Source organism: Corynebacterium sp. HMSC06G04, from assembly GCF_001807365.1.
GTDB lineage: Bacteria > Actinomycetota > Actinomycetes > Mycobacteriales > Mycobacteriaceae > Corynebacterium > Corynebacterium simulans.
Genome location: NZ_KV788627.1, coordinates 18,134 through 42,753, shown reverse-complemented (window position 1 = coordinate 42,753; position 24,620 = coordinate 18,134). Strand labels below are relative to the sequence as shown.

At 59.3% G+C, this 24,620-nt stretch carries 24 protein-coding genes; 12 read left to right on the top strand and 12 right to left on the bottom strand.

The annotated features are described in order from the left end of the window. Positions 1-39: 39 nt before the first annotated feature. Positions 40-474, bottom strand: a complete 435-nt coding sequence (locus HMPREF3158_RS11010; protein ID WP_062036661.1) for a hotdog fold thioesterase — start codon at positions 472-474, stop codon at positions 40-42. A 99-nt stretch (positions 475-573) separates the two neighbouring features. On the opposite strand from HMPREF3158_RS11010, the gene HMPREF3158_RS11005 reads away from it, so the two are divergent. The 3 genes from HMPREF3158_RS11005 (at position 574) to HMPREF3158_RS10995 (ending at position 4,171) form a co-directional block, all read left to right on the top strand. After that, entirely contained in the window at positions 574-1,182 is a 609-nt protein-coding gene (locus tag HMPREF3158_RS11005) for a TetR/AcrR family transcriptional regulator (RefSeq protein WP_062036663.1), read from the top strand. Positions 1,183-1,534: 352 nt separating this feature from the next. Beyond that, the gene (locus HMPREF3158_RS11000) at positions 1,535-2,800 is read left to right on the top strand and encodes an AMP-binding protein (RefSeq protein ID WP_371326212.1); all 1,266 of its coding nucleotides are present in this window, start codon (positions 1,535-1,537) and stop codon (positions 2,798-2,800) included. A 45-nt stretch (positions 2,801-2,845) separates the two neighbouring features. Next, a complete protein-coding gene (locus tag HMPREF3158_RS10995) occupies positions 2,846-4,171 on the top strand; it encodes an MFS transporter (RefSeq protein WP_062036666.1) in 1,326 nt (441 codons plus the stop codon). 18 nt (positions 4,172-4,189) lie between these two features. On the opposite strand, the gene HMPREF3158_RS12820 is transcribed toward HMPREF3158_RS10995, so the two are convergent. Then, positions 4,190-4,531: a hypothetical protein gene (locus HMPREF3158_RS12820; protein ID WP_141741045.1), complete on the bottom strand. Its 342-nt coding sequence runs from the start codon at positions 4,529-4,531 to the stop codon at positions 4,190-4,192. A gap of 589 nt (positions 4,532-5,120) precedes the next feature. Then, positions 5,121-6,089 carry an acrylyl-CoA reductase family protein gene (locus tag HMPREF3158_RS10985; RefSeq protein WP_062039284.1) on the bottom strand — a complete coding sequence of 323 codons (969 nt, stop codon included), beginning with the start codon at positions 6,087-6,089 and terminating at the stop codon, positions 5,121-5,123. Positions 6,090-6,176: 87 nt separating this feature from the next. Here HMPREF3158_RS10985 and HMPREF3158_RS10980 point away from each other — a divergent pair, with 87 nt between their 5' ends. Further along, positions 6,177-6,764 (top strand): VanZ family protein, encoded by a 588-nt coding sequence (locus tag HMPREF3158_RS10980; RefSeq protein WP_049146716.1) that lies wholly within the window; start codon positions 6,177-6,179, stop codon positions 6,762-6,764. Between the two features lie 18 nt (positions 6,765-6,782). Here HMPREF3158_RS10980 and HMPREF3158_RS10975 read toward each other — a convergent pair whose 3' ends face one another. Next, positions 6,783-7,796, bottom strand: a complete 1,014-nt coding sequence (locus HMPREF3158_RS10975; protein WP_070498534.1) for an ABC transporter permease — start codon at positions 7,794-7,796, stop codon at positions 6,783-6,785. Between the two features lie 110 nt (positions 7,797-7,906). Here HMPREF3158_RS10975 and HMPREF3158_RS10970 point away from each other — a divergent pair, with 110 nt between their 5' ends. After that, a complete protein-coding gene (locus HMPREF3158_RS10970) occupies positions 7,907-8,563 on the top strand; it encodes a TetR/AcrR family transcriptional regulator (RefSeq protein WP_070498533.1) in 657 nt (218 codons plus the stop codon). Here HMPREF3158_RS10970 and HMPREF3158_RS10965 read toward each other — a convergent pair. From HMPREF3158_RS10965 to HMPREF3158_RS10955, 3 genes are read right to left on the bottom strand one after another with little or no spacing between them, the layout of a single operon-like run. Beyond that, positions 8,560-9,558, bottom strand: coding sequence for an FAD-dependent oxidoreductase (locus HMPREF3158_RS10965; protein ID WP_070498531.1), 999 nt, complete (start codon positions 9,556-9,558; stop codon positions 8,560-8,562). The two genes, HMPREF3158_RS10970 and HMPREF3158_RS10965, sit on opposite strands and share 4 nt — an antisense overlap. Next, positions 9,559-10,176 carry a response regulator gene (locus HMPREF3158_RS10960; protein ID WP_062036672.1) on the bottom strand — a complete coding sequence of 206 codons (618 nt, stop codon included), beginning with the start codon at positions 10,174-10,176 and terminating at the stop codon, positions 9,559-9,561. It abuts the gene before it with no gap. Further along, on the bottom strand, positions 10,169-11,323 hold the full coding sequence (locus HMPREF3158_RS10955) for a sensor histidine kinase (RefSeq protein ID WP_235591347.1): 1,155 nt from the start codon (positions 11,321-11,323) through the stop codon (positions 10,169-10,171). The genes HMPREF3158_RS10960 and HMPREF3158_RS10955 overlap by 8 nt, the downstream gene beginning before the upstream one ends. Before the next feature lie 121 nt (positions 11,324-11,444). Between HMPREF3158_RS10955 and HMPREF3158_RS10950 the strand changes: the two genes are divergently transcribed. The 3 genes from HMPREF3158_RS10950 to HMPREF3158_RS10940 are packed head-to-tail and all read left to right on the top strand — an operon-like array spanning position 11,445 to position 13,796. Then, on the top strand, positions 11,445-12,440 hold the full coding sequence (locus tag HMPREF3158_RS10950) for an ABC transporter permease (RefSeq protein ID WP_062036674.1): 996 nt from the start codon (positions 11,445-11,447) through the stop codon (positions 12,438-12,440). Continuing rightward, positions 12,440-13,054, top strand: coding sequence for an ABC transporter ATP-binding protein (locus HMPREF3158_RS10945; RefSeq protein WP_070498529.1), 615 nt, complete (start codon positions 12,440-12,442; stop codon positions 13,052-13,054). The genes HMPREF3158_RS10950 and HMPREF3158_RS10945 overlap by 1 nt, the downstream gene beginning before the upstream one ends. Before the next feature lie 43 nt (positions 13,055-13,097). Continuing rightward, the gene (locus HMPREF3158_RS10940; protein ID WP_246816210.1) at positions 13,098-13,796 is read left to right on the top strand and encodes a YwaF family protein; all 699 of its coding nucleotides are present in this window, start codon (positions 13,098-13,100) and stop codon (positions 13,794-13,796) included. Between the two features lie 97 nt (positions 13,797-13,893). Here HMPREF3158_RS10940 and HMPREF3158_RS10935 read toward each other — a convergent pair whose 3' ends face one another. Both HMPREF3158_RS10935 and HMPREF3158_RS10930 read right to left on the bottom strand, forming a co-directional pair. Next, positions 13,894-15,534 (bottom strand): bifunctional ADP-dependent NAD(P)H-hydrate dehydratase/NAD(P)H-hydrate epimerase, encoded by a 1,641-nt coding sequence (locus HMPREF3158_RS10935; RefSeq protein ID WP_070498527.1) that lies wholly within the window; start codon positions 15,532-15,534, stop codon positions 13,894-13,896. A gap of 22 nt (positions 15,535-15,556) precedes the next feature. Next, the gene (locus HMPREF3158_RS10930) at positions 15,557-16,375 is read right to left on the bottom strand and encodes an Fpg/Nei family DNA glycosylase (protein ID WP_070432724.1); all 819 of its coding nucleotides are present in this window, start codon (positions 16,373-16,375) and stop codon (positions 15,557-15,559) included. A gap of 712 nt (positions 16,376-17,087) precedes the next feature. Between HMPREF3158_RS10930 and HMPREF3158_RS10925 the strand changes: the two genes are divergently transcribed. Both HMPREF3158_RS10925 and HMPREF3158_RS10920 read left to right on the top strand, forming a co-directional pair. Further along, positions 17,088-18,584, top strand: coding sequence for a DUF1846 domain-containing protein (locus tag HMPREF3158_RS10925; RefSeq protein WP_062036680.1), 1,497 nt, complete (start codon positions 17,088-17,090; stop codon positions 18,582-18,584). A 58-nt stretch (positions 18,585-18,642) separates the two neighbouring features. Further along, on the top strand, positions 18,643-19,581 hold the full coding sequence (locus HMPREF3158_RS10920; protein WP_062036682.1) for an oxygen-dependent tRNA uridine(34) hydroxylase TrhO: 939 nt from the start codon (positions 18,643-18,645) through the stop codon (positions 19,579-19,581). 49 nt (positions 19,582-19,630) lie between these two features. Here HMPREF3158_RS10920 and HMPREF3158_RS10915 read toward each other — a convergent pair whose 3' ends face one another. From HMPREF3158_RS10915 to HMPREF3158_RS10905, 3 genes are all read right to left on the bottom strand, one after another. Then, a complete protein-coding gene (locus HMPREF3158_RS10915) occupies positions 19,631-20,107 on the bottom strand; it encodes a hypothetical protein (protein WP_061925241.1) in 477 nt (158 codons plus the stop codon). 24 nt (positions 20,108-20,131) lie between these two features. After that, positions 20,132-21,115 carry a universal stress protein gene (locus HMPREF3158_RS10910; RefSeq protein WP_062036684.1) on the bottom strand — a complete coding sequence of 328 codons (984 nt, stop codon included), beginning with the start codon at positions 21,113-21,115 and terminating at the stop codon, positions 20,132-20,134. A 155-nt stretch (positions 21,116-21,270) separates the two neighbouring features. Beyond that, positions 21,271-21,744, bottom strand: a complete 474-nt coding sequence (locus HMPREF3158_RS10905; protein ID WP_062036686.1) for a MarR family winged helix-turn-helix transcriptional regulator — start codon at positions 21,742-21,744, stop codon at positions 21,271-21,273. Between the two features lie 183 nt (positions 21,745-21,927). On the opposite strand from HMPREF3158_RS10905, the gene HMPREF3158_RS10900 reads away from it, so the two are divergent. Next, positions 21,928-22,293: a DUF5318 family protein gene (locus HMPREF3158_RS10900; RefSeq protein WP_062036688.1), complete on the top strand. Its 366-nt coding sequence runs from the start codon at positions 21,928-21,930 to the stop codon at positions 22,291-22,293. Positions 22,294-22,371: 78 nt separating this feature from the next. Next, positions 22,372-24,618 (top strand): transglycosylase domain-containing protein, encoded by a 2,247-nt coding sequence (locus HMPREF3158_RS10895; protein WP_070498525.1) that lies wholly within the window; start codon positions 22,372-22,374, stop codon positions 24,616-24,618. Positions 24,619-24,620: the final 2 nt, after the last annotated feature.

Genomic DNA, 24,620 nt, shown 5'->3' with positions numbered 1-24,620 from the left:
GCCCTGGGGTGGAACTGCTAACAACGTAATGGGACTTCGTTACTTCTTGGCTGGCAGGACGCGGAAGGTTCCGCGGAACTCCGCGATGGGTTTGCCGTGGATGTTCAGCGAAACGTCGACGATTCCGTTGCGTCCCCAAGTCTCGCGCGTGATGGCTACGCCACTGACGACGTCGCCCTCGAAAGCGGGGGCGATGTAGTGAATGGAGTTGTGGGCAGCGACGGCGACTTCGCCGGGGGAGTTGCACGCGCCGGCAAAAAGTGAATCGGCAAAGGTGTAGAGAAAACCGCCCTGTGCTGTGCCGTGGCCGTTGCACATCTCTGGGCGGATGGTGAATTGGCCTTCGCAGTGTCCAAGTTCGAGCTTGGTAATCTCCGCGCCGATGTGCGCGGTGGCTTTATCGCTTTCAAACATGGCGCGGACGTGGGCGAATTCTTCAGATTCGGCCACGCCGGGGCGCAGGATCTGGCTCATGGATGCTCCTAGTTAGCTGGAGATCTAGAGCAAGCACTCGATGAGAAATGGGGGTGTGGTGATTGGAGAGTCTAACCATTTTTTGGCCGTTCTGCTTGAATGGGGACCGTGGTTGAAGCAAATGTTGGTGCCGGGCGGGGTCGCCCGGGCTATTCCCGTGATGATGTAATTAGCGCGGCTGTGCGCGCTTTTAATGCCCGTGGATATGACGCGACATCGATGGGGCATGTTGCGCACGAGCTGGGAATTACAAAGTCGGCGCTCTATCACCACATCTCTTCAAAAGAGGAGATTTTGGAGCTGACGGTTGCCCGCGCGCTCAGCGAGCTTGAGGCCGTGGTTGCCGAGGTTAAAGATTCGGACTTGGCTTCCGGGGAGCGTGTGCGCTGCCTGGTGGAGGGGTCCATTCATGTGCTGTGTGTAGACCCGCAGTCGGTGTCCTTGCTGCTGCGGCTGCGTGGCAACTCGGAGGTTGAGTCCCGCGCTTTGGAGCGACGTCGTAAGCTAACCCGCTCAGTTATCCCGCTCGTGCGCGATGCTCAGGAGGATGGCGCAATCAGGTCTGACCTGGACGCTGCGATCTTGACTCGCATGGTCTTTGGCATGGTCAACTCAGTGGCGGAGTGGTACAACCCGGGCGGCAAGCTGGAGGCGGAGGAAGTCGCCGATGTTGTGGTGGGCTTGTTGTTTGGTGGCCTGAGGGGCTAGAAGTTTTGGGGTGCTGCGGGGGTAGCTCGACTGGGGAGAATCTGTGAGAGAAAAATTCTAGGCCTTAGCTGCGTTTTCCCAACGGGAAATGTGCCCTGGGTCATGAAACTTTTTTAATTGTGTTGTAACTCACGTACAGGCCTTGTATTGTACCTCACATGATTTACCTGAACGAACGGTAGGTCATGAATTCGCCGAGGTTAATATTCCTCGGCTTAACCCAAGCAAGACAGTTAAATATCTCGAGCAGCGCTTTCGAGGGAATGCGGGTGTGGACCTCAATTCTCCCGAGTCGAAAGGCAACAACGTGACCGCAACGTTTGACATCTTTTCTGATCACCACGGCCCGCAGATGGGCATTGAGTATGCTTCCCGCGACGAAATCATCGCGTTACAGACGCAGCGCGCAAAGAACGAGCTGCGCCACGCGTACTACAACGTCCCTCACTACCGTCGTGCGTTTGATGAATTGGGCGTCCACCCCGATGACTTCAAGGAGCTGGCAGACTTTGCCAAGTTCCCGTTCACTGACAAAGAAACGCTGCGCTCCGAGTATCCGTTCGGAATGTTTGCTGTAAACCAGAGCCAGATCTCCCGTATCCACGCGTCCTCCGGCACTACCGGCCGCCCAACCGTGGTGGGGTATACCCAAAATGACGTGAAGATCTGGGCTGAACTCGTGGCTCGTTCCCTGCGTGCCGGTGGCCTGCGCCCAAGCGATAAGGTGCAGATCACCTTCGGCTACGGCCTATTCACCGGTGGTCTTGGCGCTCACTACGGCGTCGAGGAGCTGGGCGCGACCGCAATCCCAACCTCTGGTGGTCAAACCGAGCGCCAGATTCAGATCATGCAGGACTTCCAGCCGGATGCCATCCTTGGCACCCCGTCCTACATGCTTAACCTTTTGGATCGTATGCGTAAAGACGGCATCGACCCGCGTGAAACCTCGCTTCGAGCTGGCGTCTTCGGCGCCGAGCCGTGGACTGAGGGCATGCGTCGCGAGCTCGAAGAAGGCTTTGGCATCACGGCCACCGATATTTATGGCCTCTCTGAGGTCATGGGTCCTGGTGTTGCGCAAGAATGCGTGGAAACCAAGGACGGTCTGACCGTCTGGGAGGATCACTTCTACCCAGAGATCATTGACCCAGAAACCCTGCAGCCGGTGCCTGATGGAGAATACGGCGAGCTCGTGATTTCTTCCTTGACCAAGGAAGCATTCCCGATCATCCGTTACCGTACGCACGACATCACTCGCCTGCTGCCGGGAACAGCGCGTTCCATGCGCCGCATCGACCGAATTTCGGCTCGAAACGACGACATGATCATTCTGCGCGGCGTGAACTGTTTCCCATCCCAGTTTGAGGAAATCATCACTGAGGATTCCAACCTGCGCCCGCGCTACCAATGCATCCTGTCGAAGAAGGGGCGCATGGATCACCTGACGCTGGTTGTTGAACATGCGACAGACGTTGCCCAGTCTGATATCGAAGCATCGGGTGATTGGCTCAAGAAGCAGATCAAGAACCGCATCGGTATCTCCGTCGGCGTCGATGTGGTTGACCACGTTGACTGCGGTGAGGGCAAGGCAAAGCGCATCGTCGATAACCGCGATAAGTAATCGACCTTATCCATCTGCTTTTGCACCCATAGAGAGAGTCACCCTATGTCTGCACCTGTAATTGAACGTAGCCAACCGGCAACTGGAATCACTCGGGAGCACAAGCGCGTGCTCGCCGGCTCCATGGTCGGAACCACCATCGAATGGTTCGACTTCTTTATCTATGCCCAAGCTGCGGGTCTTATTTTCGCCACGCAGTACTTTGACCCAGTCTCGAATGAAAACGCCTCGCTCGCGCAGATCATTTCCTGGGCTTCATTGGGTATCTCATTCCTGTTCCGCCCGTTGGGTGCTATCATCGCAGGTCACTTGGGTGACCGGCTGGGCCGCAAGCCAGTTCTTGTCATCACTCTGATTGGCATGGGGCTAGCCACCATGCTCATGGGTGTCTTGCCCAACTATTCTGCAATCGGCATGGCCGCCCCAATCCTGTTGGTGGCGCTGCGCGTGCTGCAGGGGCTTTCTGCTGGCGGCGAGTGGGGCGGTGCGGCAATGCTCGCCGTGGAACACGCGCCACGCGGCCGCCGCGGCCTCTTCGGCGCCTTCCCACAGGTGGGAGTTCCGCTCGGAATGTTCCTGGCCACCATCTTCATGCTTTTGCTTTCCGCGGTCTTGACGCAGGAGCAGTTCTTGGCATGGGGCTGGCGTATCCCCTTCCTGTCCTCTGTTGTCCTGATTCTTCTGGGCTACTTTATCCGCCGCGCGGTGGAAGAGTCTCCAGCATTCGCTGAGCTGCAGGATCTTCAGAAGAAGGAATCTGCCCCCTTGGCGGTCCTGTTCAAGAGCCACACCGGCACCGTCATTAAGTGCGCGCTCATCTTCGCCGCTAACAACGCTGTAGGCTACTTTGTCATCGCCTACTTCACCTCTTATGGCACCAAGGTGGTGGGTTACTCGCGTACCGACGCCCTGCTAATCGCGCTCATTGCATCCATCGGCTGGTTCGCTGGCACCCTCTACTTCGGCCACCTGTCGGACAAGGTGGGCCGCAAGCGCACCTTCATCGTGGGCTACATTGCGTTGGCTGCGTGGTCCATTCCGTCCTGGATGGCTGTTGACTCCGGCAATCTTGCCCTCTTCGGTGGTGCGGTTCTCATCCTGGCGACCATGCTGGGTGCCACCTATGGTCCCCAGTCCGCGCTCTACGCGGAGATGTTCCCAGTGAAGGTGCGCCTCTCGGGTGTTTCAATCGGCTACGCGTTTGGCTCCATCATCGGTGGTGCTTTCGCCCCGATGATCGCGGAGATGCTCTTCACTGAGTTCAAGACCTCCATGGCTATCGCTACCTACGCGATTGTCATCTCCGCCATCTCCCTCATCGGCGTTCTCATGGTGCCAAAGGGCATTCAGGACCGCGACCTGCACGTTTAGAAGTATCTGACTTCTAAACTAGGCGCATAAGTGCGAAGAGCCTGCCTGGGCGGCCAAGGCGCAGAACTGTAGCTGGGCGTTGGTCACTGAATCTTCGGCACCGCGGATTGCCTGGCGGGCTGGGTCGTGGAACTGCACCGGCACGAAGTTGAGGATTTGCTGCTCCAGCGGGGAAGGCTGGCGGCCCGAATTGCGGATGCCGTCAGCGGTGATGCGAACAGCACCCAAGATGTCGCCGGTGAGCTGGGAGGCCGCGCCATAAGTATTCGCGGCGATGGTAAAGCCATTGCCAAAGGAGGCGGTGGCATGGACGTTGCGGTTATCGTCCCAGCCGAACTTCGTGCCCACAACACCCGGCACGCGTGAGGTGCCAAAGTCTTGCTTATAGCCGTCAGCGGCAACGGGGAAGCGGTGCGCATGCCATTGATAATTGGCGTGGCTAGTGGGTCGCCCACAATCGCGGAGGTAAAGCGCGCAAGGTCCTCAGTAGAGGTAGTGGTGTTGCCCCAGAATCCTGGGTAGTGGGTCTCATGCAGGCCAAACTGGCCGATGATCTCAGGGATTGCCTGCGGGTAGCGGCGGTCCAAGTCTGTGGCCGTGCCGTCCTCGCTGAAACGAATCATGTTCTCCACGCGGGCTTTATCCGCCGGAGCGCCGTGCTGCAGCACCCAATAGCCCAAGTAGAGCTTGACCAAGGAAAGCGCCGGGCGAGATTCGTGGGAATTAGCAGTAGAGACTACTGCGCCATTGCTGTAGCGCAGCGTGACCTGAGTACGCCCGGGCACAGCGTTAGGGTCGATGGTGATGCCAGCCTGGGCAACGGGCGTGACGAGGCCGGCGGCGAGGGTGCCAACCAGCGCGGCAGCAGAGATAGAGAGACGGGAACGCATAGGAAAATAGTAACAGCGCTGGGAAAACTAATCGTCCCCAGCGCTGTTAAATAGTTTGTCTAGATTTCTACGATGGTGCGGCCATGGCGGGTGCCGGCGAGTAGCTCCTTGGCGGCGTCTGCGACATCGTCGAGCGCAACGGTGCTGGAAATAGAGTGCAGCATCTCAAGATCGAGGTGCTCGTCCAGCAGCTTCCAGGCATCCTCGCGGACCTTGAGCGGTGCGTCAACGGAGTTGCCGCCTGCCAGGACGATGCCGCGCAGGATGAATGGCAGTACCGAAGCCGGGAGGTCAGGACCAGCGGCCATGCCGGTTGCTGCTACGACGCCGCCCCACTTGATCTGCGCCAAGACGTTGGCCAGGACGGTGGAGCCAGCGGTGTCTACCGCGCCGTCGTAAAGCGCCTTCTGCAGCGGACGGCCGGTCTCCGAGAGCTCGGAACGATCAATGATGTGGTCTGCGCCCAGGGCCTGCAAGTACTCGCTTTCGCTATCAACGCGGCCGGTAACGGCGGTGACCTCGAAGCCCAGGGACTTGAGCAATTGGACGGCGATGGAGCCCACGCCGCCCGTGGCGCCAGTGACCAGCACATGGCCCTCGCGCGTGCCGTGGGTGAGCAGCTGGTTGACGCAGATGGCGGCGGTGTAGCCCGCGGTGCCGATTGCGGCGGCGTCGGCAGCAGTGAAGCGCTCCGGAACCACGAGGGTGGCATTGGCATTCGCACGCTGCTTAGTGGTGTAGCCGCCGTGGCGGAATTCTCCCAGGCCGTCGCCGAAAGCGGCCACCAGGGCGCCCTCAGGTAGACGTTCATCGTTTGACTCCGCAACGGTGCCCACGACGTCGATGCCCGGCACCAGCGGGTTGATGCGCATGACGCCCTTGTTACCGTCGAGTGCCATTGCATCCTTGTAGTTCAACGAAGAATGGGAAACGTTAACCAGTACGTCGCCCTCGGCCAGAATCGGCTCATCCTCGAAAGCGTGAGAGATGGAACCGTCTTCGTTTCGCGTGACTTTGAGTGTGCTCATGCCCACGATGGTACGCCCATTATGAATCAGTGTTTTGCCAGCGAAGTACACGGCAAAAGTACAGCTTTTGTTGTTAGATTCTCGGACATGCTCGTTACCGAACAAACCACTCATTCGCGCAGCCGTATTCCGGCGGCCCCGCGCCGCCACCAAACGCTGCGCCGTGACTCACTTCTAGTCACGGCGCTCGTGCTGCTCGTTGTTGGTGTGGCGACGTTGGGTAAATCCTTCATTGAGATCCCCGGCGTGGTCAATGCCTCCGCGCATGCGGTGCGAAGCTTAGATCTGCAAATGTTCAACGGTTTTGATCATCCGACTATCTGGTACGGGCCTTGGACCAACACCATCGGCAATTTCTTGTTGTTTATGCCACTCGGCGCAAGCCTTATCGTGATGGGCCAGAATCTGCGCCGCGTGCGCTTTGGCCTCGGCGGAACCATCCTGGCCGGCTTGGCGCTGAGCTTGAGCATCGAAACCCTCCAGTACCTCTTCGCCCTCGGCTTCAGCGACGTTGATGACCTTGTGTTCAACACCTTGGGCACCGCCGTGGGCGCATTCTTTTTGGCCCGGATAAGCAAAGAGCTGCAGTCCAAAGTCCTACACCGTATGGGATTCATTGCAGCGACCGCGCTAACCGTTTTGGGCTGCGCGCTAGTCACGGGGTTTGTTGCTTAATCTTCTGCTCTGAGTTTTCTACGCGGCCTTCTTTGCGGAGCGCGACTCTCGCACAATTCCACTGCCGAGAAGGACTAGTCCGAAGGCTACCCATGCGAGCAGAGTCCATACCTGGGTGGCGATACTTGCTGCAGGGAAGTAGTTAACCAGGCGCAGCAGCGTAGCTGTGGCGCCGTTAGGCAGGAACTGGCCGAAGTATCCCCAGCTGCCGGACACGAATTCCTTGGGGGCCATGGTACCGGCCAGTGGGTTGCCCACCAGCATGATGGTCAGTGCGCCGAGACCAAAGCCGGGGGCGCCAAGCAGCGCCCTTAGGCCTAGGATGAAGCTGGAGACTGCGGCGATGCCTAGTGTGAATACGCCGGTCGATGCCCAGAAACTATCTGGCAGTAATCCGAATACTCCGCCGATTACTGCGGTGGTGAGCAGTCCGGCAATGGGGGCAAAGATTGCTAGGGCGAGGAGACGCTGCGAGTTTCGCTTCAGGAGGAAGGAAGGAATCGCTGCACCGAGCATGCCGCCGATGGCAACGGGGATAATAGCCATATTCATGGCGAGGCCCTGCGGGTCTTCGCTGCTGGTGGGCACAACGTCGGTGGTCTTGACGGTGACGTTAGGGAGTGCGTCAGCCGGGATGCCCTTCGCGGCAGCCATCGCCTGAGCTTGCTGGTTTGCCATTGCCTCTACTGGTTGCGCGAGGTTCTTCACGATGTTGCCTTGTGCGGCGCCGGCAGCGCTTGCGGTGAGGACCTCTGGTTCTTGGCCCAGCACGATGGCGCCGTAAGCCTCGTGTTCTTCGATGAGGGATACCGCGGCTGCGCGGTCTTCTACAGGTGTTATCTCGAAGAGTCTGGGTTGCTTCTGCTCAAAGGCTTCAGAAACCTTGCTCACTTGTTCTTGGGTTCCAACTACTGCGAGTGGGAGGTCTTTGGGGGTCATCGTGGCCATGGGCCACAAGAAGGCAAGTACGAAGAGGCACACTGCGAGAGGTGCCAAGAATCCAACGGCGATTGCCTTGGTCCAGTCTTTCATGTCGTTCCTTTGCTTGATTTTCAACGCTTGTTGAATAAGATATTTCAACAGTTGTTGAAAGTCAACACGTGATGAATTCTTCGAGGGTTCGAGGAAGTAAGGTTGAAGCCATGGCAGCTAAAGGCAAGGTCGAAGAACCCGGTGACGGTGCTCAGCCAGGGGCTGAGCATAAAAAGGCAGAGCGCAAGAAAGCTGGACGTCGTCCAGGCGCCCCAGAAGCGCGCGAGAAAATTCTGGAAGCCGCCTGCATGAGGTTTAGCGAGGTGGGCTTCGAAGCCACCACCATCCGCGCGGTCGCCAAAGAAGCCGACGTCGATCCCGCTCTCGTCATGCATTACTTCAAGAACAAGGACGGCTTGTTCGATGCGGTAATCGCGGACCTAAAAATGCTTCCGGCTCAGTTGGGGGCGTCTACTGACCTTCGAGGATTCATCGCGAACTATCTGCGCCTGTGGGAAAGCGAGGGCATGGGTCCGCGTTTGCGTGCTGTGGTTCGCGGCGGCATTGGCTCTTCACATGCATCAGCTATCCTCCGTGAATCGATCATGGACAGCTTCGTAACGGCCCTTTTAGAAACAGAGTTCGCCCAAAGTACGATTAGCGAAGGTAATCTCCTGGGCAAGATCGCGTATTTGGGTCCTATTCTCATTGGAACGGCGATTGCTCGCTACGTCGTGGAGGTTCCGCTGATGACGGAGAAGAGCATCGACGACATAGTGGAGGACATGTATCCCGCTATCGAGACGCTCCTATCTAACCAAGGCTAAGGCTTGAGGTTTTTCACGAACTCCGCGACATCGGTAGCCGCCTGCTTGGCAAAGGGGCTAACACCCGTGATGGTGGCTGAGCCCGGGCCAGTCCAGGTGCCGTATCCCACGAGGAAGAGCCCAGGGACGGTGGGCTGGCGGTCTACCAGTAGGCGGGAGATGGGGCGAAGTGCGGGCCGGAAGCCGGTGGCCCAAATCAGGTGATCCGCGTCGATGTCATCGAGGGAATCCGGCATCGGGGTGGCGCGCAGGAGCCCTTCATCACGCGCCTTGAGCACCGGCGGGACCATGACGATATCGCCCAGGTTCGTATCCGCGCCGGGGTCAGGCTCGCCGCGATTGATGGCGTTGAGACGCTCGCGGTTGCGCCGGAAGAGCACACGTCCGTCGACGTCGTCAGGCATCCAGCGCGGCTCGCCCCTCGTTAGCCAGGTCGTGGAAATGCCTACAAGCAACAGATCCGCTGCAATCTGTGCGCCGGAATTGGCCGCGCCCACCACTGCCACGCGGGAGCCGCTGAACTCCGCGACGCCGGGATAAATGGCCGAATGCCATTGTGTCCCCGCGAACTTACCGGGGTAGTACGGGATGAAGGGCGCGCGCCAGGTACCCGTGGCCGCCACCACGGTGCGGGCCATCAAGCGTTCCGTGCTCGAGTAGACGTGAAAGAACTCGCCATCGTGCTCCACGGACTCAACCATGAAGGGGCGTCGCACCGGCAGCTCATAGCGCTCCTCGTAGCGAGTTAGATAATCCACCACGTGGCTCGCTGGCGGGAAACCTTCATAAAAAGGCATGGGCCAGCCCGGTAGGTTGGAGGCGCTCGTGGTGCTAAACAATGTCAGCGAGGGCCAGGTGTGCAGCCACGCACCACCGGGGCGCGATTCCGCATCCAAGATGGCGAAGTTCAAGCCTTTTCTGCGCAGGTAGTAGGCCGTGGCCAGCCCTGCTTGGCCGCCGCCTAAAACGAGGCAATCATAAACCTGCGCGGACACTTAAATGAGCTTCCTTTCCCGGGCCACGGTGACAGCCGCTGTGCGGGTATCCACGCCCAGCTTCTGATAGATGTGAATCAAGTGCGTCTTCACTGTAGCTTCCGAGATGAACAGGCGCTGGGCAAGCTCCTTATTCGATTTGCCCGTGGCCAGGGCTTCTAGGATCTCCAGCTCGCGGCCGGAAAGTGCCACCTCGGGGCGGGTGATGCGCTCGACCAAAAGCGCTGCCACCTCGGGTGCCAGGGTGCGTTTGCCGGCGGCCGTGGCCAGGACGGCGTCGTGAAGCGCCTGCTCCGGCGCATCCTTTAGGAGATAGCCCAGGGCGCCTGCCTCCACGGCGGAAACAATGTCGGATTGGGTGTCATAGGTGGTGAGGATGAGCACCGGCGGGCCGCCAGCCTGGGCGAGCTGGGAAGTTGCCGCAATGCCATCGGTGCCGGGCATCTGGATATCGCAAATGACCACGTCAACATGCGGAGCATCGGGAGCCTCCAGCTTGGCGACGTCCGCCCCATCCGCGCCTTCTAGCACCACATCGATGTCAGGGAAAGCGTTCAAAATGGCTCGCAGGCCTGCGCGCACCACGGGATGATCATCGATGAGCATGACGTTAAGCATCCTGGTCCTCCACTTTTTGCGGCATACGGATAGCAAGGGCGGTTCCCTCGCCTGGGGAAGATTCCACCGTGAGCGTACCGCCGTGGCTTTCCACGCGCTGGCGCAGGCCCCGCAGCCCGAAGCCACCCTGCGAAGGTGAAGTAGGATCCATGCCTTCTCCGTCGTCGACGATGTCGAGCGTGGTCTCGCCTTCAAAACAGCCTAAAGTCACCACCGCGCGCCGGGCGCCAGAATGCTTGAGCATGTTGTTGAGCCCCTCTTGCGCAGCACGCAACAGGTCCTGGCGGTGGGCCTCGGGAACGGTGCTTTCGCCGGAAACAACTAGCTCGATGTCGGTGTCCTTCCCCAGCGCAGCGGCTTGCGCGGTAGCTGAATCCACCACCTGCTGGAGGGCCTCCTCCAAGGATGCGGCGGGAGATGCTAGCTCGCTGACGAAGCGGCGTGCCTCGCTTAAGTTCTCGCTAGCCACTTTTTCAATCAGCGCCAGTGTCTCTGGGGAAGGATCTTTTTGAGCCGCGCGCGAGAGCAGAACGATGGAGGAAAGGCCCTGGGCCACGGTGTCGTGGATTTCCCGGGAGAGCCGTTCGCGCTCTTCCAGGCGGCCTGCTTGGTGCTCGCTCGCGGCAAGTTCGGCCTGGGTGGCGCGCAGCTGCCGGGCAACCTCTGCATGGTGCGCCGCCTCAGCCTGCACCATGCGCCCGGCATGGAAGGTGCCGATGGCAAAGGCCGTGCCGATGAAGGGGCCGATGGCCGCCGCGATGGTCCATTCCGCCGGATGCTGCCAGGCGGGCAGGAAGGCGGCCAGCGCCCATAACAATCCGCTGCAGGCGATGCCCGGCCAGCGGGGAAGCGAGCTTAGAAAAGCAAAGACCAGCGGGAATTCCAGCCACATGAAGTCCTGGGCATGCACCATGAGCCCGCACCACAGCACGCACAAGCCCACCAGCCACAGGGCGCGGGGGAGTGCGCGCCGCAGTGCGTAGACCACGGCCAATGCGACTGCCAGACCAAGGGCGCGGGCATCGAGGCGCCCGTCGAGCCCGGCGCGCAGCAGGCCGAATAGCAACAAAAACGCGAACATCACGTGTAGCCCGGCGCGCCAGGGGCTAAGGCGCTTATGGAAGGTCTGCAGGGAGCGCTGTTTCACGTCATTCACAGCCTTTTACCCTAACCCGCAGGTGGGACACGGGGAATCAACCAGTTGGTTGACTCGAAGTTCAACTAGCGGCCCGATTACTAATCTGCGAGTGGGGGCGATGCTTGAAACTATGTTTCTTGCACTTAGAGAATTGCGCGCAGCCCGCGGGCGCTTTGCGCTAATTGGGACCGTGGTCGCGCTCATTACCTTGCTTTTGGTCATGCTCTCTGGGCTCACGGAGGGCCTTAGCAAACAAAACACCTCGGCTTTGGAGGCCTTGGGGCATGAGTATGAGCAGGCGAGCTTTAGCACGCAGAAGCCAACTTTTACGGAGTCAGAGATTTACGCGGACGACGTGGTGCCTGGCAGCGCGCCTTTGGGTACCTCGCAGACCAAGGTGGAGGGCTTCGGTGGCGTGGCCGTACTGGGCCTGCCGGCGGGCGAGCCTATTCCGGGTACCAAGCAGCAGGTGCCGGCCACGGGAGTGGTGGCCTCGCAAGCGATTACACAGGGAAATTCCGTGGTGATTGGGGATGAGACCTATGCCGTTCGCGCCACCGTGCCGGATCTGTACTATTCCCACTCGCCGGTGCTGTGGGTTTCCACGCAGACCTGGGCGCAGTTGAGCCACGCGCCTTCCGACGTCGTGGGCACCGCCCTGCTGCACGCGAACAGCGTTGCCACCGGGCTTCCCACGTCCGTCAGCATGCGCGAGGCCTTAAGCGGCCTGCCCTCCTACAACTCGGAGCGCGGCTCGCTTTTGACCATGCAGGGCTTCCTGTATGCAATTTCGGCGCTCGTGATGGTGGCTTTCTTGAGCATCTGGACCATGCAGCGCACCCGCGATCTTTCGATTCTGCGTGCGCTGGGGGCGCGGACGCGCTACCTGCTTGGCGACGCCCTGGCACAATCCGCGCTCATCCTCGCCCTCGGAGTTGGTGTGGGTGCCGCAGTGGGCTGGGGCCTGGGCGCGCTCGCGCAATCGACGGTGCCTTTTGTGCTCTCGGCGCGCACGATTGCTGCCCCGGCCGCTGGCATGTGGGTACTCGGCATGCTGGGCGCGGTGCTGGCCACCCGCCGAATCAGCAAAATCAACCCTTTGGATGCGTTGGGAGGACAAGGCTAATGCTAGAGATTGAAAACGTGACGGTTACCTTCCCCGATGGCCGCGATCGCGTGGTGGCGCTGGATGACGTCAGCCTGGCCATCAAGCCGGGCCAGCTCATGGCCGTCGTCGGCGAATCCGGCTCCGGTAAGTCCACCTTGCTCTCCGTGGCCGCGGGGCTAATCGAGCCCGATAGTGGTCGCGTGCGGGTAAGCGGTGAGCGCGGCATCATCTTCCAGCAATCCAACTTGGTCAGCTCGCTCAATGCCCTGGATCAACTGCTCATTGTGGACCACATGGCAGGCCGAAAACCTCGCCGTGAAAAGGCGCGGGAGCTGCTTGAGTATGTAGGCCTGCCTGGGATGGAGGCTCGCCGCATCACCCAGCTTTCTGGCGGTCAGCGCCAGCGCATCAATATCGCGCGCGCCTTGATGGCTGATCCCGAGGTGCTGCTCGCGGATGAGCCGACGGCGGCGCTGGATTCTGCGCTCTCGCGCGACGTCGCCAAGCTGCTGCGTGACATCACCGATGAACAACAGACCGCAACGATGTTTGTGACCCATGACCGCAGCCTGCTGGATTTTGCGGACAATGTGGTCACCGTCAAGGACGGAAAGTTGGCGGCCGGTACCTAAAGTCCTGCAAGCGGGCGCAAACGGAGTATTCTGTTTTCCCGTTATGCCGAAAAAGAATCCGCGAGTGCGCGTCACGCCCACCACCTATCCCCGCATGGCGCAATGGACCGGAGTGCATTACACGATGCTTTCTGTGACCATTGCCGCATGCGGTGTATTCATCGTGGCCGCCCGACGCATCCGGGGTACTACCAAGGAGACCTTCTACCGGCAGATGACTGGCTGGGTGATGCTGGTGCTCGGTACGGCATGGACCATCGTCTCCCTGGACCCTTCGCAATTCGACATCCGTGAATCTCTGCCGCTGCACCTGTGCGATATTCTGCGCCCAGTATTGGCGCTCGGTCTGATTACGGGCAATGAGCATGCGCTGACGCTGACCTATTACTGGGGCATCATCTTGAACCCGCAGGCGATTATCACCCCAGATGTTATTTATTACTTCGATCCGCGCTGGCTGCGTTTTGCCACCTACTGGTTCTTCCACATCACCGCACTGGCCATTCCGTTGGCGTTGACCTTCGGCTTGGGCTACCGCCCGACGTGGAAGGGTTACCGCTTTGCGGTGGGAGTAACCCCGGTGTGGATGGCCAGCGTCATGGCGGTCAATGCCCGGACAGATGGTAACTATGGTTTCTTAAACCACGCGCCGGGCAGCCCCTCCATCATCAACCTGCTGGGGCCGTGGCCGTGTACATCCTCGCCGAGATCGGCGCCGTGGCAAGTGCCTGGGCTGCGATGACGTGGCCGTGGGAGACCCGTAGGCTGCGCCGCGGCACGGTGGCTGCCGGTGCCAAAGGGCTGTTGCGCCGCTCCGTGCGCGCCGTGGCAAATAGGCTTTAGCGAGCCATACGCAAAAGCTTGGCGACGGCCCGCGGGATCGCCGCGGCAATCTGCGAAGCCGAGCAGATGGCATAGCCCTCCGGCGTTTGCGCCGCGATGGCTGCCGCATGGGCATGGATGGCCCCGGCATGCAGGACCTCGGTGATTAGCGCTTCCTGCAGATCGAAGTCAGCCTTCTTCTCCTCCTGCATCCGCTCATCGAGATGCATCTGTGCGAGGACTGCGCCGAGGATGCCGGATAACACGTCTCCGGAACCAGGCGTTGCGGAATAAGAGTGGCCGGCGTTGAAGGCATAGATCGGCTGGCCCGGCGCAGTAACGCGAGTGAGTCTGCCCTTGAGCAAGAGGATGCAGCCTAGCTCGCGGGAAAGAGCCTCCATGGCTACCGCGTAGCCATGAGCCGGGTCTAGGGCTTTGCCGAAGGTTGCTTCATAAAGGCGCGCGAATTCTCCCTCGTGGGGCGTGAGTACGGCAAGGGGATGGCCGCGCAGGAGCTCGCGAAGATGTTCATGGGTGGCGAGCAACGTGATGGCATCGGCGTCTATCACCAAAGGCAGCGGCTGGCGCAGCAGTGCTTCCAGCTCTGCCTGCGCTGCGGCATCGGTGCCACGGCCGGGGCCTACGACGTAGCACTGGGTGCGTCCTGCCGATTCGAGGTCGCGGTGGAGCACTACTTCTGGCAGGCAAGCAATGATGTGGCCTGCGATGGCAGGGTCAGCGATGCAGCGCACCATCGCCGGGGTAGCGCGCAACGCCGCCGTGGTGGCAAGGATGCCAGCGCCGGGATAGGTGTCGCTGCCTGCGGCAATAGTGACCACGCCACCGGAATATTTATCGGAGGAAATTCCTGGGGTGGGATCAACGATTGGTCCGGTACAGCCAACCGGGCGCGGGTGCGTGGCGATGCCGTGGGCGGTCTCGATGTTGCCGGGGCGCCACGCATATGCGGATTCCAGTGTGGGCTCGTTGGCGATGTGCCCGGCCGGTTGCGCGAGCGATTCGAGCATCGCGCTAAACGACGTCGCGCCGGGCAGCGTTAAGTCCGCCAGCACTACTTGGCCGCATTCGGCCGCAAGCACATGACCCATGCGTGCCCAACCGAAAGTTACGGTGACGTCAGCATGCACTGCGCCTTTGCGGGCGGCTACGCCGGTGTCCGCATTAATGCCAGTGGGCATATCGACCGCGAGCACCGGAATTCCTGCTGCCTGCTCGTAGACCTCCAGCGCCTGGCCGCTGAGCCCGCGTCCGGAACCGAGGCCAGCCACGGCGTCGATAAGCAAGCCCGTGTCATCGGGCAGGGAAGCGGTGGAATTAGGAGTGGACCCACTTTTTAGAACCTCGCCGCCGGCTTCCTCGAACGCAGCAAGAGCGGTTGTGTGGCAGGTCTCGGGTACGAGGGCTGTGACGGCGTGTCCCTGCTGGGCGAGGAGTGCACCGGCGAAAAGGCCGTCGCCGCCGTTGCCACCGCTGCCTGCCAGAATCATCATGCGGCCTGGGTGCGCGGCGAGCATCACCGCGGCGGCATCGGCCACCGCGTGGGCGGCCAATTGCATGAGCTGGTCTGGATAGCTCTGCTGGGCAAGTAGGCGCTCCTCGGCAGCGCGGACGGCGTCGACGTGAAAGGCATATCGCATGCCGCCCAAAATACCCGCCTGCTTAGGCTGGAGCGTTCTGGCAGGTAGGGCACCAGAACAGGTTCCTGCCTTCGAGCTTCTTTTCTGCGATGGGCTCGCCGCAGATATAACAAGGCATGCCGGCGCGGCGATAGACATAAACCTCGCCGCCATGGTCATCCTTGCGTGGCGTGCGACCCATGGCCTCAGGCGTGTGCTCCGGGCGGACTGTGTCGATACGGGCGGTGGGCACGCCGGCGCGCATGAGTTCTACTAAGTCTTCCCAGATGACATCGAATTCATGGCGGTCCAGTTCATTGCCGGCAATAAAAGGCGAGATGTTCTGGCGGAATAAAACCTCGGCGCGATAGATGTTGCCGACTCCGGCAAAGAGATGCTGATCCATCAGCAAGGAGCCGATGCTGCGGCTCGACCTGTGCACCCGCGGCCAAAGGTCGGCCGGTGATGCGTCCTCGCGGATGGGGTCCTGGCCAATCTTGGCGAGCGCGACGTCATACTCAGCATCCGTAATGAGCCGGCACCACTGCGGCCCGCGGAGGTTGGCAGCTAGGTCATCGCTTTCGACGCGCAGGCGAATCTGGCCCCAGACATCGTCCAAAGGCTCAAAGCGCAAGCTGCCGATCAACCCGAGGTGAATATAGATGATGTGCTCTGGCGCATCGGCGGAAAAGTGCATAAAGAGGTGCTTGCCGCGCGCTTCGGCGAAATCGAGCTGCGTCCCATCGAGCATGGCTGCTTCCGCCGCAAAGCGGCCCTGCGGACTCGTGACGCGCAGCGGCCCACCCCGGAAATCAAGGTTGAGGCGCTGTGCAAGGTGATGAATGATGTGGCCTTCGGGCATGCGGACAAGTTTATTGCATGTGTCGCGGGGACAACGTGAGGATAAATTGGACATCTTTCCCGTTTGGAATGTGGGATTGAAGTGCGAAGACGAGACTTAAACGTTCATTTTCTGCTTTAAAGGTCTAGGTTAAATAGACGAAAGTTAACATAATAAACATTTATCTAATTTGTTGCTTAGACTATATCGTGACCATATTTGATAAAGATTGACCCGAATGTATAGCGATCCGTTTCACATTTATTTTTCTTCCGGGTTAATTGGACTAGAAAGTGCCAGCACATGGCGCTAAATTTTTATAAAGTTAGGATTGGTTGATGAATTTCTTTATCAGATTTTTGTCCGATTGGCTTTGAAAACGTTGACTTTGAAACCGCCGTTGATATGCTTCGCATGGATGTATCTACTGGTGAGTGATAGATCCAACCGCTGCGCATGTAGGGGTGCGCGGCGGCTATAGTCAGGTGGGTGGGACTGCCTGGCTATAGAGGGTGAGGGCTTGTTCCACACCCTTAGAGAGACAGGTAACGCCTGGGCCCATCCTTTCCAGGGCCCAGGCGTTACTCGTATGTTTTAGCCGGCGTCGTCAGTGCGGTTTCTTGCGGTGTGATGCCGTGGCAGGGCGTATGAGTAAACACAGTTCTTTCGAGTAAAATCCAATCCAAAAGATCCAGCCCGGTTGCGGGGATTGTCTATGGCGGAAGGCCTTTAAATGACGCGTTTGCTTGGTTTTGACCGTGAGAAGTACATCGAGATGCAGTCGGAGCACATTCATGCACGGCGCGGAGAAATCGGTGGCAAACTCTACTTGGAGATGGGCGGCAAGCTCTTTGATGACATGCACGCCTCCCGCGTGCTGCCGGGCTTTACTCCAGACAACAAGATCGCCATGCTTGAGCGCATCAAAGACGATGTCGAGATTCTCATCTGCATCAACGCCAAGGACATTGAGCGCCAGAAGATGCGCGCTGACCTCGGAATCCTCTACGAAGATGACGTCTTGCGCTTGGTCGACGTCTTCCGTGGACGTGGCTTCCTAGTAAACAACATCGTTATGACCCAGCTGGAAGATGGCAACAGCCAAGCTGAGGCCTTCATTGACCGCCTGGAGCGCCTTGGCCTGAGCGTTGCACGTCACCGCGTTATCCCGGGATACCCTTCGAATACAGATCTCATCGTTTCTGAGGAAGGCCTTGGCCGGAACGAGTACGCGGAAACCACGCGTGACCTGGTTGTCGTCACTGCGCCGGGTCCAGGCTCAGGCAAGCTGGCGACCGCCCTATCGCAGGTCTACCACGAGCACCAGCGCGGTGTGCAGGCTGGATACGCCAAGTTTGAGACCTTCCCTATCTGGAACCTGCCGCTCGATCACCCAGTGAACCTGGCTTACGAGGCCGCAACCGTTGACCTCAACGACGCAAACGTCATCGACCACTTCCACTTAAGCGCCTACGGCGAGTCCACGGTGAACTACAACCGCGATGTCGAGGCCTTCCCGCTGCTTAAGACCCTCCTGGAGAAGCTGACCGGCAACACCCCGTACCAGTCCCCAACGGATATGGGCGTCAACATGGCTGGCTTCTGCATCACCGATGACGAAGTCTGCCGTGAGGCCTCCAAACAGGAGATTATTCGTCGCTACTTCAAGGCTTTGGTGGAAGAGGCGCGCCTCGGCTTGGATTCCACGCAGTCCGAGCGCGCGGCCGTCGTCATGGCGAAGGCAGGCATTAAGTCTGATGACCGCCCGGTAGTAGTGCCGGCGCGCAAGCGTGCCGCGGAAACTGACGAGCCGGCCTCTGCGCTGCAGCTTGCCGACGGCACCATCATCACCGGCCGCACTTCTGAGCTGCTGGGCTGCTCCGCTGCGATGCTGCTCAATGCACTTAAGCATCTAGCCGGCATCGATGATGAGATCCACCTGCTGAGTCCAGAGGCCATCGAACCGATCCAGAAGCTCAAGACCGAGTATCTGGGTTCGCGTAACCCGCGCCTGCACACCGACGAGGTGCTCATCGCTCTTTCCGCCTCCGCTGCGAAGGACGAGAACGCTCGCCGCGCAATGGCGGAACTAAAGCAGCTGGCAGGTTGTGACGTTCACACCACCACCATCTTGGGCTCGGTGGATGAGGGAATCTTCCGCAATTTGGGCGTGCTCGTGACCTCCGATCCGGTCTTTGCACGTAAGCAGGCGCTTTACCAGAAGCGCTAAACCCAAAGATTTTCGGGAAATTTAGGAAGAGCAACAGCTCACGCCTACAATCGATGGCGTGAGCCTCAGCAAGATTCTCCTTTATTACTGCTTTACCCCAATCAGCGATCCCACTGCCATCATGTTGTGGCAGCGTAACCTGTGCGAAAAGCTCGGGCTGAAGGGCCGCATCCTCATCTCCGAGCACGGAATTAACGGCACCGTCGGTGGTGACATGGATGCTTGTAAGCGCTATGTCCGTGAGACCCGCGAGTACCCGGGCTTTAAAAAGATGGAATTCAAGTGGTCCGAGGGTAGTGCCGATGATTTCCCACGCCTGTCCGTGAAGGTTCGCGACGAAATCGTGGCATTCGGCGCGCCCGGTGAGCTGAAGGTGGATGAGAACGGCGTCGTCGGTGGCGGCGTGCACCTGAAGCCAGAGCAGGTCAACGAGCTGGTTAAGGAGCGCGGCGACGAAGTCGTCTTCTTCGATGGCCGCAACGCCATGGAAGCTGAGATCGGCAAGTTCAAAAACGCTGTCGTCCCAGATGTTAAGACCACCCATGATTTCATCGAGGAAATCGAGTCCGGCAAGTATGACTGGATGAAGGATAAGCCAGTCGTTTCCTATTGCACTGGCGGCATTCGTTGCGAGATTCTTTCTTCCCTGATGAAGAATCGTGGTTTCAAAGAGGTCTATCAGATAGACGGCGGCATCGTCCGCTATGGCGAGAAATTCGGCAACGACGGTCTCTGGGAAGGCTCCCTCTACGTCTTTGACAAGCGCATGCATCACGAATTTGGGCAGGGCCTGCAAGATCCAGGTTTTATCCAGCTTGGTCACTGCGTGCATTGCGGCAATGCCACCAACACCTTCCATAACTGTATCAACGAGGACACCTGCCGCAAGCAGGTGCTTATCTGTGATGACTGCATCCAGAAGGTAGAAACCCAGCACTGTGGGCGTCCAGATTGCGCGGAAGTAGCCGTAGCCGCGGCGCAAGGCGCAGCTCAGTAACCAGCTGGAACCTGCAAGGTTCCAGCCTCTCCTTTCCCTCGGGGAACGGTTAGCCCAGCGGAACCAACAAGATTTGAATGTCGGTGATGCACCACAGCATGAAGTTGCAGGCCATTACCCAGAAAATTGCCATCCAGGAGCGCCAGCGCAGATAGCGTTTGAGCTTGCGCACCATGATGACGGCGGTGCCCACCATTCCCAGGAACGGGATGATGACGGTGGTCAGTGCAAAGAAGCGGCGCTGGCCTTCGGTGCACAGCCAGGTGGCAAGCTGGGCGTCGCAAAGCGCCCCGCCCTGGGAGCGGGTAATTAGTGCCACCACAAATGCGTAGAGGCCGGAAAGCAGCAGCACAGCGACCATGAACCAGATAGCCTGCCGGGAAGAGCGGCGGTTGGCTGCAGCTACCGCTAGGGGATCTGGCTCATCCGCGAGCTCATCGAAAGAGCTTGGCTCCGGGCGCCGCAGGTTGGCGTAGTCGGCATCAGTTGTCAGATCGTTTTCCGGATGCTCAGGCTGGAGATTCATAGGCCAAAGTCTAGTCGCCGTGGATTAGTCCGCAGTTTCGACTGAAGGCGCAGAGTCCGAAGGGCGCACCAGAACCGGGACGCGCACATGCGGAAGCAGCTCGGTGGCCGTGGAGCCAATGAATACGCGTTCGAAGGGGCCCATCGGGGAAGAACCTAGGCACATCAAGTCGCCTTTCTTCCACTTCAGCGAGTCCACCGCGCCAGACCAGCCATGGCCGGTGCCGATTTCGGTAGTAATCGGTAGCTCTGGGAAGCGCTCTGCCACCACATCGTGTGCGCGGTCCAGCATGGACAAAGAATGCTCGTGCCAGCCTTTGGCTAGCTTGGAGGCGACGTCGACGTTGCCGCTGACCTGGGCGTCGAGAAGCCCGTCGGCGGAAAAGGCCACGATACGCAGCGGAACGTTCCATGTATTCGCCAGGCGGGCGGCGCACAGCAAGGCGGGGTCCTCGGAGTCGCTGCGCTCGGTGAAAGCGAAGTTGATGCGGGTCACGCCATGCTTGGAAAGCTTGATATCGCGCGGGGAAAGGCCCAACGGAATAGGGGAGAAGTGCAGCAGGGCGTCGGCAGTCGAGCCTGCGAAGAAACGGCCCTTTGGCGCGGATTGGTTAGCGCCAAGCAGGATTGCATCCGCGCCGAATTCTTCTGCCATCTCGGTCAGCAGCTGCGGGCGGGAGGGGCCGGCCAAAAGAACGGAAGGCTCTTCGTCCAGCTGGGAATCGGAGATACCCGCCGCCTCGAGTGCTTCCAGAACTCGTTCTTTGCACTTGGCCTGTTCCTTGGTGAACCACTTTTTAAATTTATTGCCGTGCTTGTTCAGCGCGGTGGTGGCCAGCGGAACGGAGATCGTGGAAACGACCCTGATGCGAACGTTGGTGGAGCGGGCGAGCCACGCTGCAAAATCGATCGCTTCAGTGCCAGTGGAGGAAGGACTCCACGAAATTAGGATTCGCACAGGGTCTTTAGCGAGAGAAGCAAAAGACTTGTGTTGATGATTTTTATCCATTCAGCAATACATCCCGTGAACTGTCCGGGGGCGTAATTCTTAGCCCATTATTAGTCACGGGAGGGGCGAAAAAGAAATCCGGGCCTGCTCCGCATTACCCCTGGTTGCTTTGGTCTACATGCGGTTTCATGCCCAGTTTCTTTGCTAAGTGGGTTTTAGTTCATTGTCGGGCGATAGACGTCTGCCAATTTGGCAATCAGGGAACTCATCTGACGAGCCGCTTGCAAGTCTTTAGGTTCCATCCACTGCAGGATCTCCGCCAGGGCGGCGGCACGCTGACGGGAGACGATGTTCAGCTCAGATTCACCTAGTTGGGTCAGTGCCACGAGGACGCCGCGGCGGTCTTTGTCATCTCGGTGGCGCTCCACAAAGCCGTGGCGCTCCAATTGGTATAGGGCATTGGACGCGGTGGGCATGCGGATGAGTTCTGCCTGTGCGATGGTGCTCACGCGGGATGGGCCGCGCAGGCGCAGCTGGTTCATGATAGAGACCTGGGAGGTGGTCAGGGAGGAACCTTCGGTGGTGCGCTGGAAGATGAGCATCAGCTTGTTTAGCGCGGGCTGGATGCTGCGGGCTACGTCAAGGGCGTCTTCGTAGGCGGAGGGGGACTCAGCAGCTTGTTCACTCATGGAAAGTAATAGTAGCGCCCGTACACTCACAACGGTAGTTAGGCCACGAAAAATTTAGCTTTTGAGTTAAAAAATACTCTCCGCTCATTCGCACGCGGGAACAGGTGGCGTGGTTAAGCTGTTGTCTAATTAGGTGTCTGGTCAACTTGAGGCCCGGATCTAGGGAAGGAGGATAGGGCTACTGTGGCGGTTTCTTTCAAACACGTGATCTCCCACGAGTGGGAGCGTGCGCAGCACCTGCGCAAATATCGAGCGGGCCTTATAGAAAAGGATGCGCTTTGCGACGCCGACTTTCTCCTCCGCGCTGCAGCCAAGCATCATGGCACCGACATGGAGCGCAAATGTCCTCTCTGCGGGGAGGCGATGCGCCTTACCAAATGGGTTTATGGCGAGGCGCTAGGGCGGCGTGCCGGCAGCGCGCGCAGCGATGAAGAAATCGCAGAATTCGTCGCCGAAGGCCTCGAATTTACGGTTCATAAAGTCGAAGTTTGTACGGCGTGCCGGTGGAATCACCTATTGGCGGCGGCGACGGCTTATGATGAAGGTTAGTTTTTGGCTCGGCCGTTGTGGCCGGTAAGCTGCACTTATTTAAGAAAATCTGCCCATGATTGACGAGGACACGAAGCAGTGACCGAAAAGGAATCCGCCCAAAAGAGAGCTGGGCGTCATAGTAAAAAATCTACGAACCAGCGCAAACGTCGTCGCTGGCCCTGGATTGTTTTGATCGTCGCCTTGGTGCTCGTGGCTGTGCCCGCAGCTCTCTTCGGCTACGCCTACTCTCAGTACACGGTCCCGGAACCAAAGGACCTTCAAGCCAGCCAGGTTTCGACCATCGTTGCTGGTGACGGAAACACCCAGCTAGCTAAGTTGGTGCCGCCGGAAGGCAACCGCACGCAGGTCAAGCTGGAAGAAGTCCCAGATTACGTAGAAGATTCCGTGCTTTCGGCCGAGGACCGCGAGTTCTGGACCAACTCGGGCTTTTCCTTTACCGGCTTAGGCCGCGCAGTCTTGGGAAAGCTCACCGGTGACTCCACCGCGGGTGGTGGCTCCACCATTACCCAGCAGTATGTGAAAAACACTCTGGTGGGTGACGAGTACTCCTATGTCCGTAAGATTCGTGAGCTCATCTACTCCATCAAGATGACCAACGAATGGTCTAAGGAAGACATCCTGCAGGCCTACCTGAATACGGTCTACTTCGGACGTAATGCTTATGGCATCCAGGCTGCTTCGAACGCCTACTTCAACAAGGACGCAAAGGATCTCACCGTGGAAGAGGGCGCCATGTTGGCCGGCCTTATCCAGTCTCCTTCCGTTCTTGATCCGCGCGTTGATGAGGAAAGCTCCAAGGCACGTTGGAACTATGTTCTCGATGGTTTGGTAGAGATGGGCGATCTCAACGCCACCGAGCGTAAGGGAATGCAGTTCCCGCAGACTCGTGATCCTTCCGAGTACTCCGCATACACCGAGGCGCCGGGCGCTTTTGGCCACATCAAGAATCAGGTCATCGCCGAACTCGAGCGCGTCGGCATCACTGAGGATCAGGTGGCAACCGGTGGTCTGAAGATCACCACCACCATCGATATGAACGTGCAGAACGCCTCCACCGATGCGGTGGATGGTCAGCTGGCTTCCCTGCAGGAAGACGCACGTGCTGCTGCCGTCACCATTGACCCGGCAACCGGCGGTATCCGCGGCTACTTCGGCGGCAACGAGGCAACTGGTTGGGACTACGCAAATGCGGGTCTGCAGACCGGCTCCACCTTCAAGATCTTCACTCTTGCGGCAGCACTGCAGCAGGGCATTGGCTTGGATACCTATTACTCCTCGGCTCCTTATCAGCTGCCTGGTTCCCAGGTGGTTACCAATGTTGATGGTGGCTGCGGCAGCTGCTCCATCGCTGAGGCGTTGAAGAAATCCTACAATACCTCCTTCCTCCGTCTGCAGGACGATCTGGAAAACCGTACGCAGGACACCGCAGACATGGCGCATGCTCTGGGTATTGCAAAGTCGCTGCCGGGCATCGATAAGACCCTGAGCGAGAAGGGCGGGACTCCGTTCGAGGGCGTTGTGCTGGGCCAGTACCAGTCCCGTCCGCTGGATATGGCTAGCGCTATGGCCACTTTGACCAACGGTGGCGTTTGGCACCAGCCTCACTTCGTTCAGAAGGTGGAGACCACCGGCGGCGAGGTTCTCTACGAGTTCGATGACAAGGGTGGCGAGCGCCGTGTTTCCGCGAACGTTGCCAACAATGTCTTGAAGGCAATGCTCCCGGTCGCAGGTTGGTCCAACGGTGCTCTGGCCGGCGGCCGTGAGTCCGCTTCCAAGACCGGTACCACGCAGCTGGGCGATACCGGCAACAACAAGGACGCTTGGATGGTTGGCTCCACCCCGCAGCTAGCAACCGCCGTGTGGGTTGGTACCGCTGACAACACCTCTGCCATCTTCAACTCCTATGGCGGAATCATGTACGGCTCCAACTCCCCGACTCAGATTTGGAAGCAGATTCTGGATACCTCGCTGGCTAACGCTGAGTACAAGTCCTTCCCGCAGGCTTACCCTGTCCGTTACGGTAACGGTAACTGGGGTTCGGGTTACACCGGCTCCTACGACTCTTCCTATAACTCCGGTACCGCTGGCAGCGACAGCAACACCGCTCCGGAACAGGACGCTCAGGCACCTACTCCGGCACCAGAGGAACAGGCCCAGCAGCCGGCGCCTTCGCCGGAACAGCAACAGGGCCAGCCGGGCCAGGGACCTGGCCAGGGGCAACCGGGTCGACCGGCACAGCCTAATCAGCCGGCGCAGGATGTCCCGTCGATTGAGGACATCATTAGCGGCCAAGGCGATTTGGCCGATCTGCTTAATCAATAGGA

Excerpts from the sequence above, each read along its gene's own strand:
- HMPREF3158_RS10905 (WP_062036686.1), bottom strand. The coding sequence starts at position 21,744 with ATGAGTGAACAAGCTGCTGAGTCCCCCTCCGCCTACGAAGACGCCCTT.
- HMPREF3158_RS11010 (WP_062036661.1), bottom strand. The coding sequence starts at position 474 with ATGAGCCAGATCCTGCGCCCCGGCGTGGCCGAATCTGAAGAATTCGCC.
- HMPREF3158_RS10910 (WP_062036684.1), bottom strand. The coding sequence starts at position 21,115 with ATGGATAAAAATCATCAACACAAGTCTTTTGCTTCTCTCGCTAAAGAC.
- HMPREF3158_RS10915 (WP_061925241.1), bottom strand. The coding sequence starts at position 20,107 with ATGAATCTCCAGCCTGAGCATCCGGAAAACGATCTGACAACTGATGCC.
- HMPREF3158_RS10930 (WP_070432724.1), bottom strand. The coding sequence starts at position 16,375 with ATGCCCGAAGGCCACATCATTCATCACCTTGCACAGCGCCTCAACCTT.
- HMPREF3158_RS11005 (WP_062036663.1), top strand. The coding sequence starts at position 574 with ATGGGGACCGTGGTTGAAGCAAATGTTGGTGCCGGGCGGGGTCGCCCG.
- HMPREF3158_RS10980 (WP_049146716.1), top strand. The coding sequence starts at position 6,177 with ATGCTCGTTACCGAACAAACCACTCATTCGCGCAGCCGTATTCCGGCG.
- HMPREF3158_RS11000 (WP_371326212.1), top strand. The coding sequence starts at position 1,535 with ATGGGCATTGAGTATGCTTCCCGCGACGAAATCATCGCGTTACAGACG.
- HMPREF3158_RS10995 (WP_062036666.1), top strand. The coding sequence starts at position 2,846 with ATGTCTGCACCTGTAATTGAACGTAGCCAACCGGCAACTGGAATCACT.
- HMPREF3158_RS10940 (WP_246816210.1), top strand. The coding sequence starts at position 13,098 with ATGCCGAAAAAGAATCCGCGAGTGCGCGTCACGCCCACCACCTATCCC.
- HMPREF3158_RS10945 (WP_070498529.1), top strand. The coding sequence starts at position 12,440 with ATGCTAGAGATTGAAAACGTGACGGTTACCTTCCCCGATGGCCGCGAT.
- HMPREF3158_RS10985 (WP_062039284.1), bottom strand. The coding sequence starts at position 6,089 with ATGAGCACACTCAAAGTCACGCGAAACGAAGACGGTTCCATCTCTCAC.
- HMPREF3158_RS10935 (WP_070498527.1), bottom strand. The coding sequence starts at position 15,534 with ATGCGATATGCCTTTCACGTCGACGCCGTCCGCGCTGCCGAGGAGCGC.
- HMPREF3158_RS10975 (WP_070498534.1), bottom strand. The coding sequence starts at position 7,796 with ATGAAAGACTGGACCAAGGCAATCGCCGTTGGATTCTTGGCACCTCTC.
- HMPREF3158_RS10960 (WP_062036672.1), bottom strand. The coding sequence starts at position 10,176 with ATGCTTAACGTCATGCTCATCGATGATCATCCCGTGGTGCGCGCAGGC.
- HMPREF3158_RS10925 (WP_062036680.1), top strand. The coding sequence starts at position 17,088 with ATGACGCGTTTGCTTGGTTTTGACCGTGAGAAGTACATCGAGATGCAG.
- HMPREF3158_RS10970 (WP_070498533.1), top strand. The coding sequence starts at position 7,907 with ATGGCAGCTAAAGGCAAGGTCGAAGAACCCGGTGACGGTGCTCAGCCA.
- HMPREF3158_RS10950 (WP_062036674.1), top strand. The coding sequence starts at position 11,445 with ATGTTTCTTGCACTTAGAGAATTGCGCGCAGCCCGCGGGCGCTTTGCG.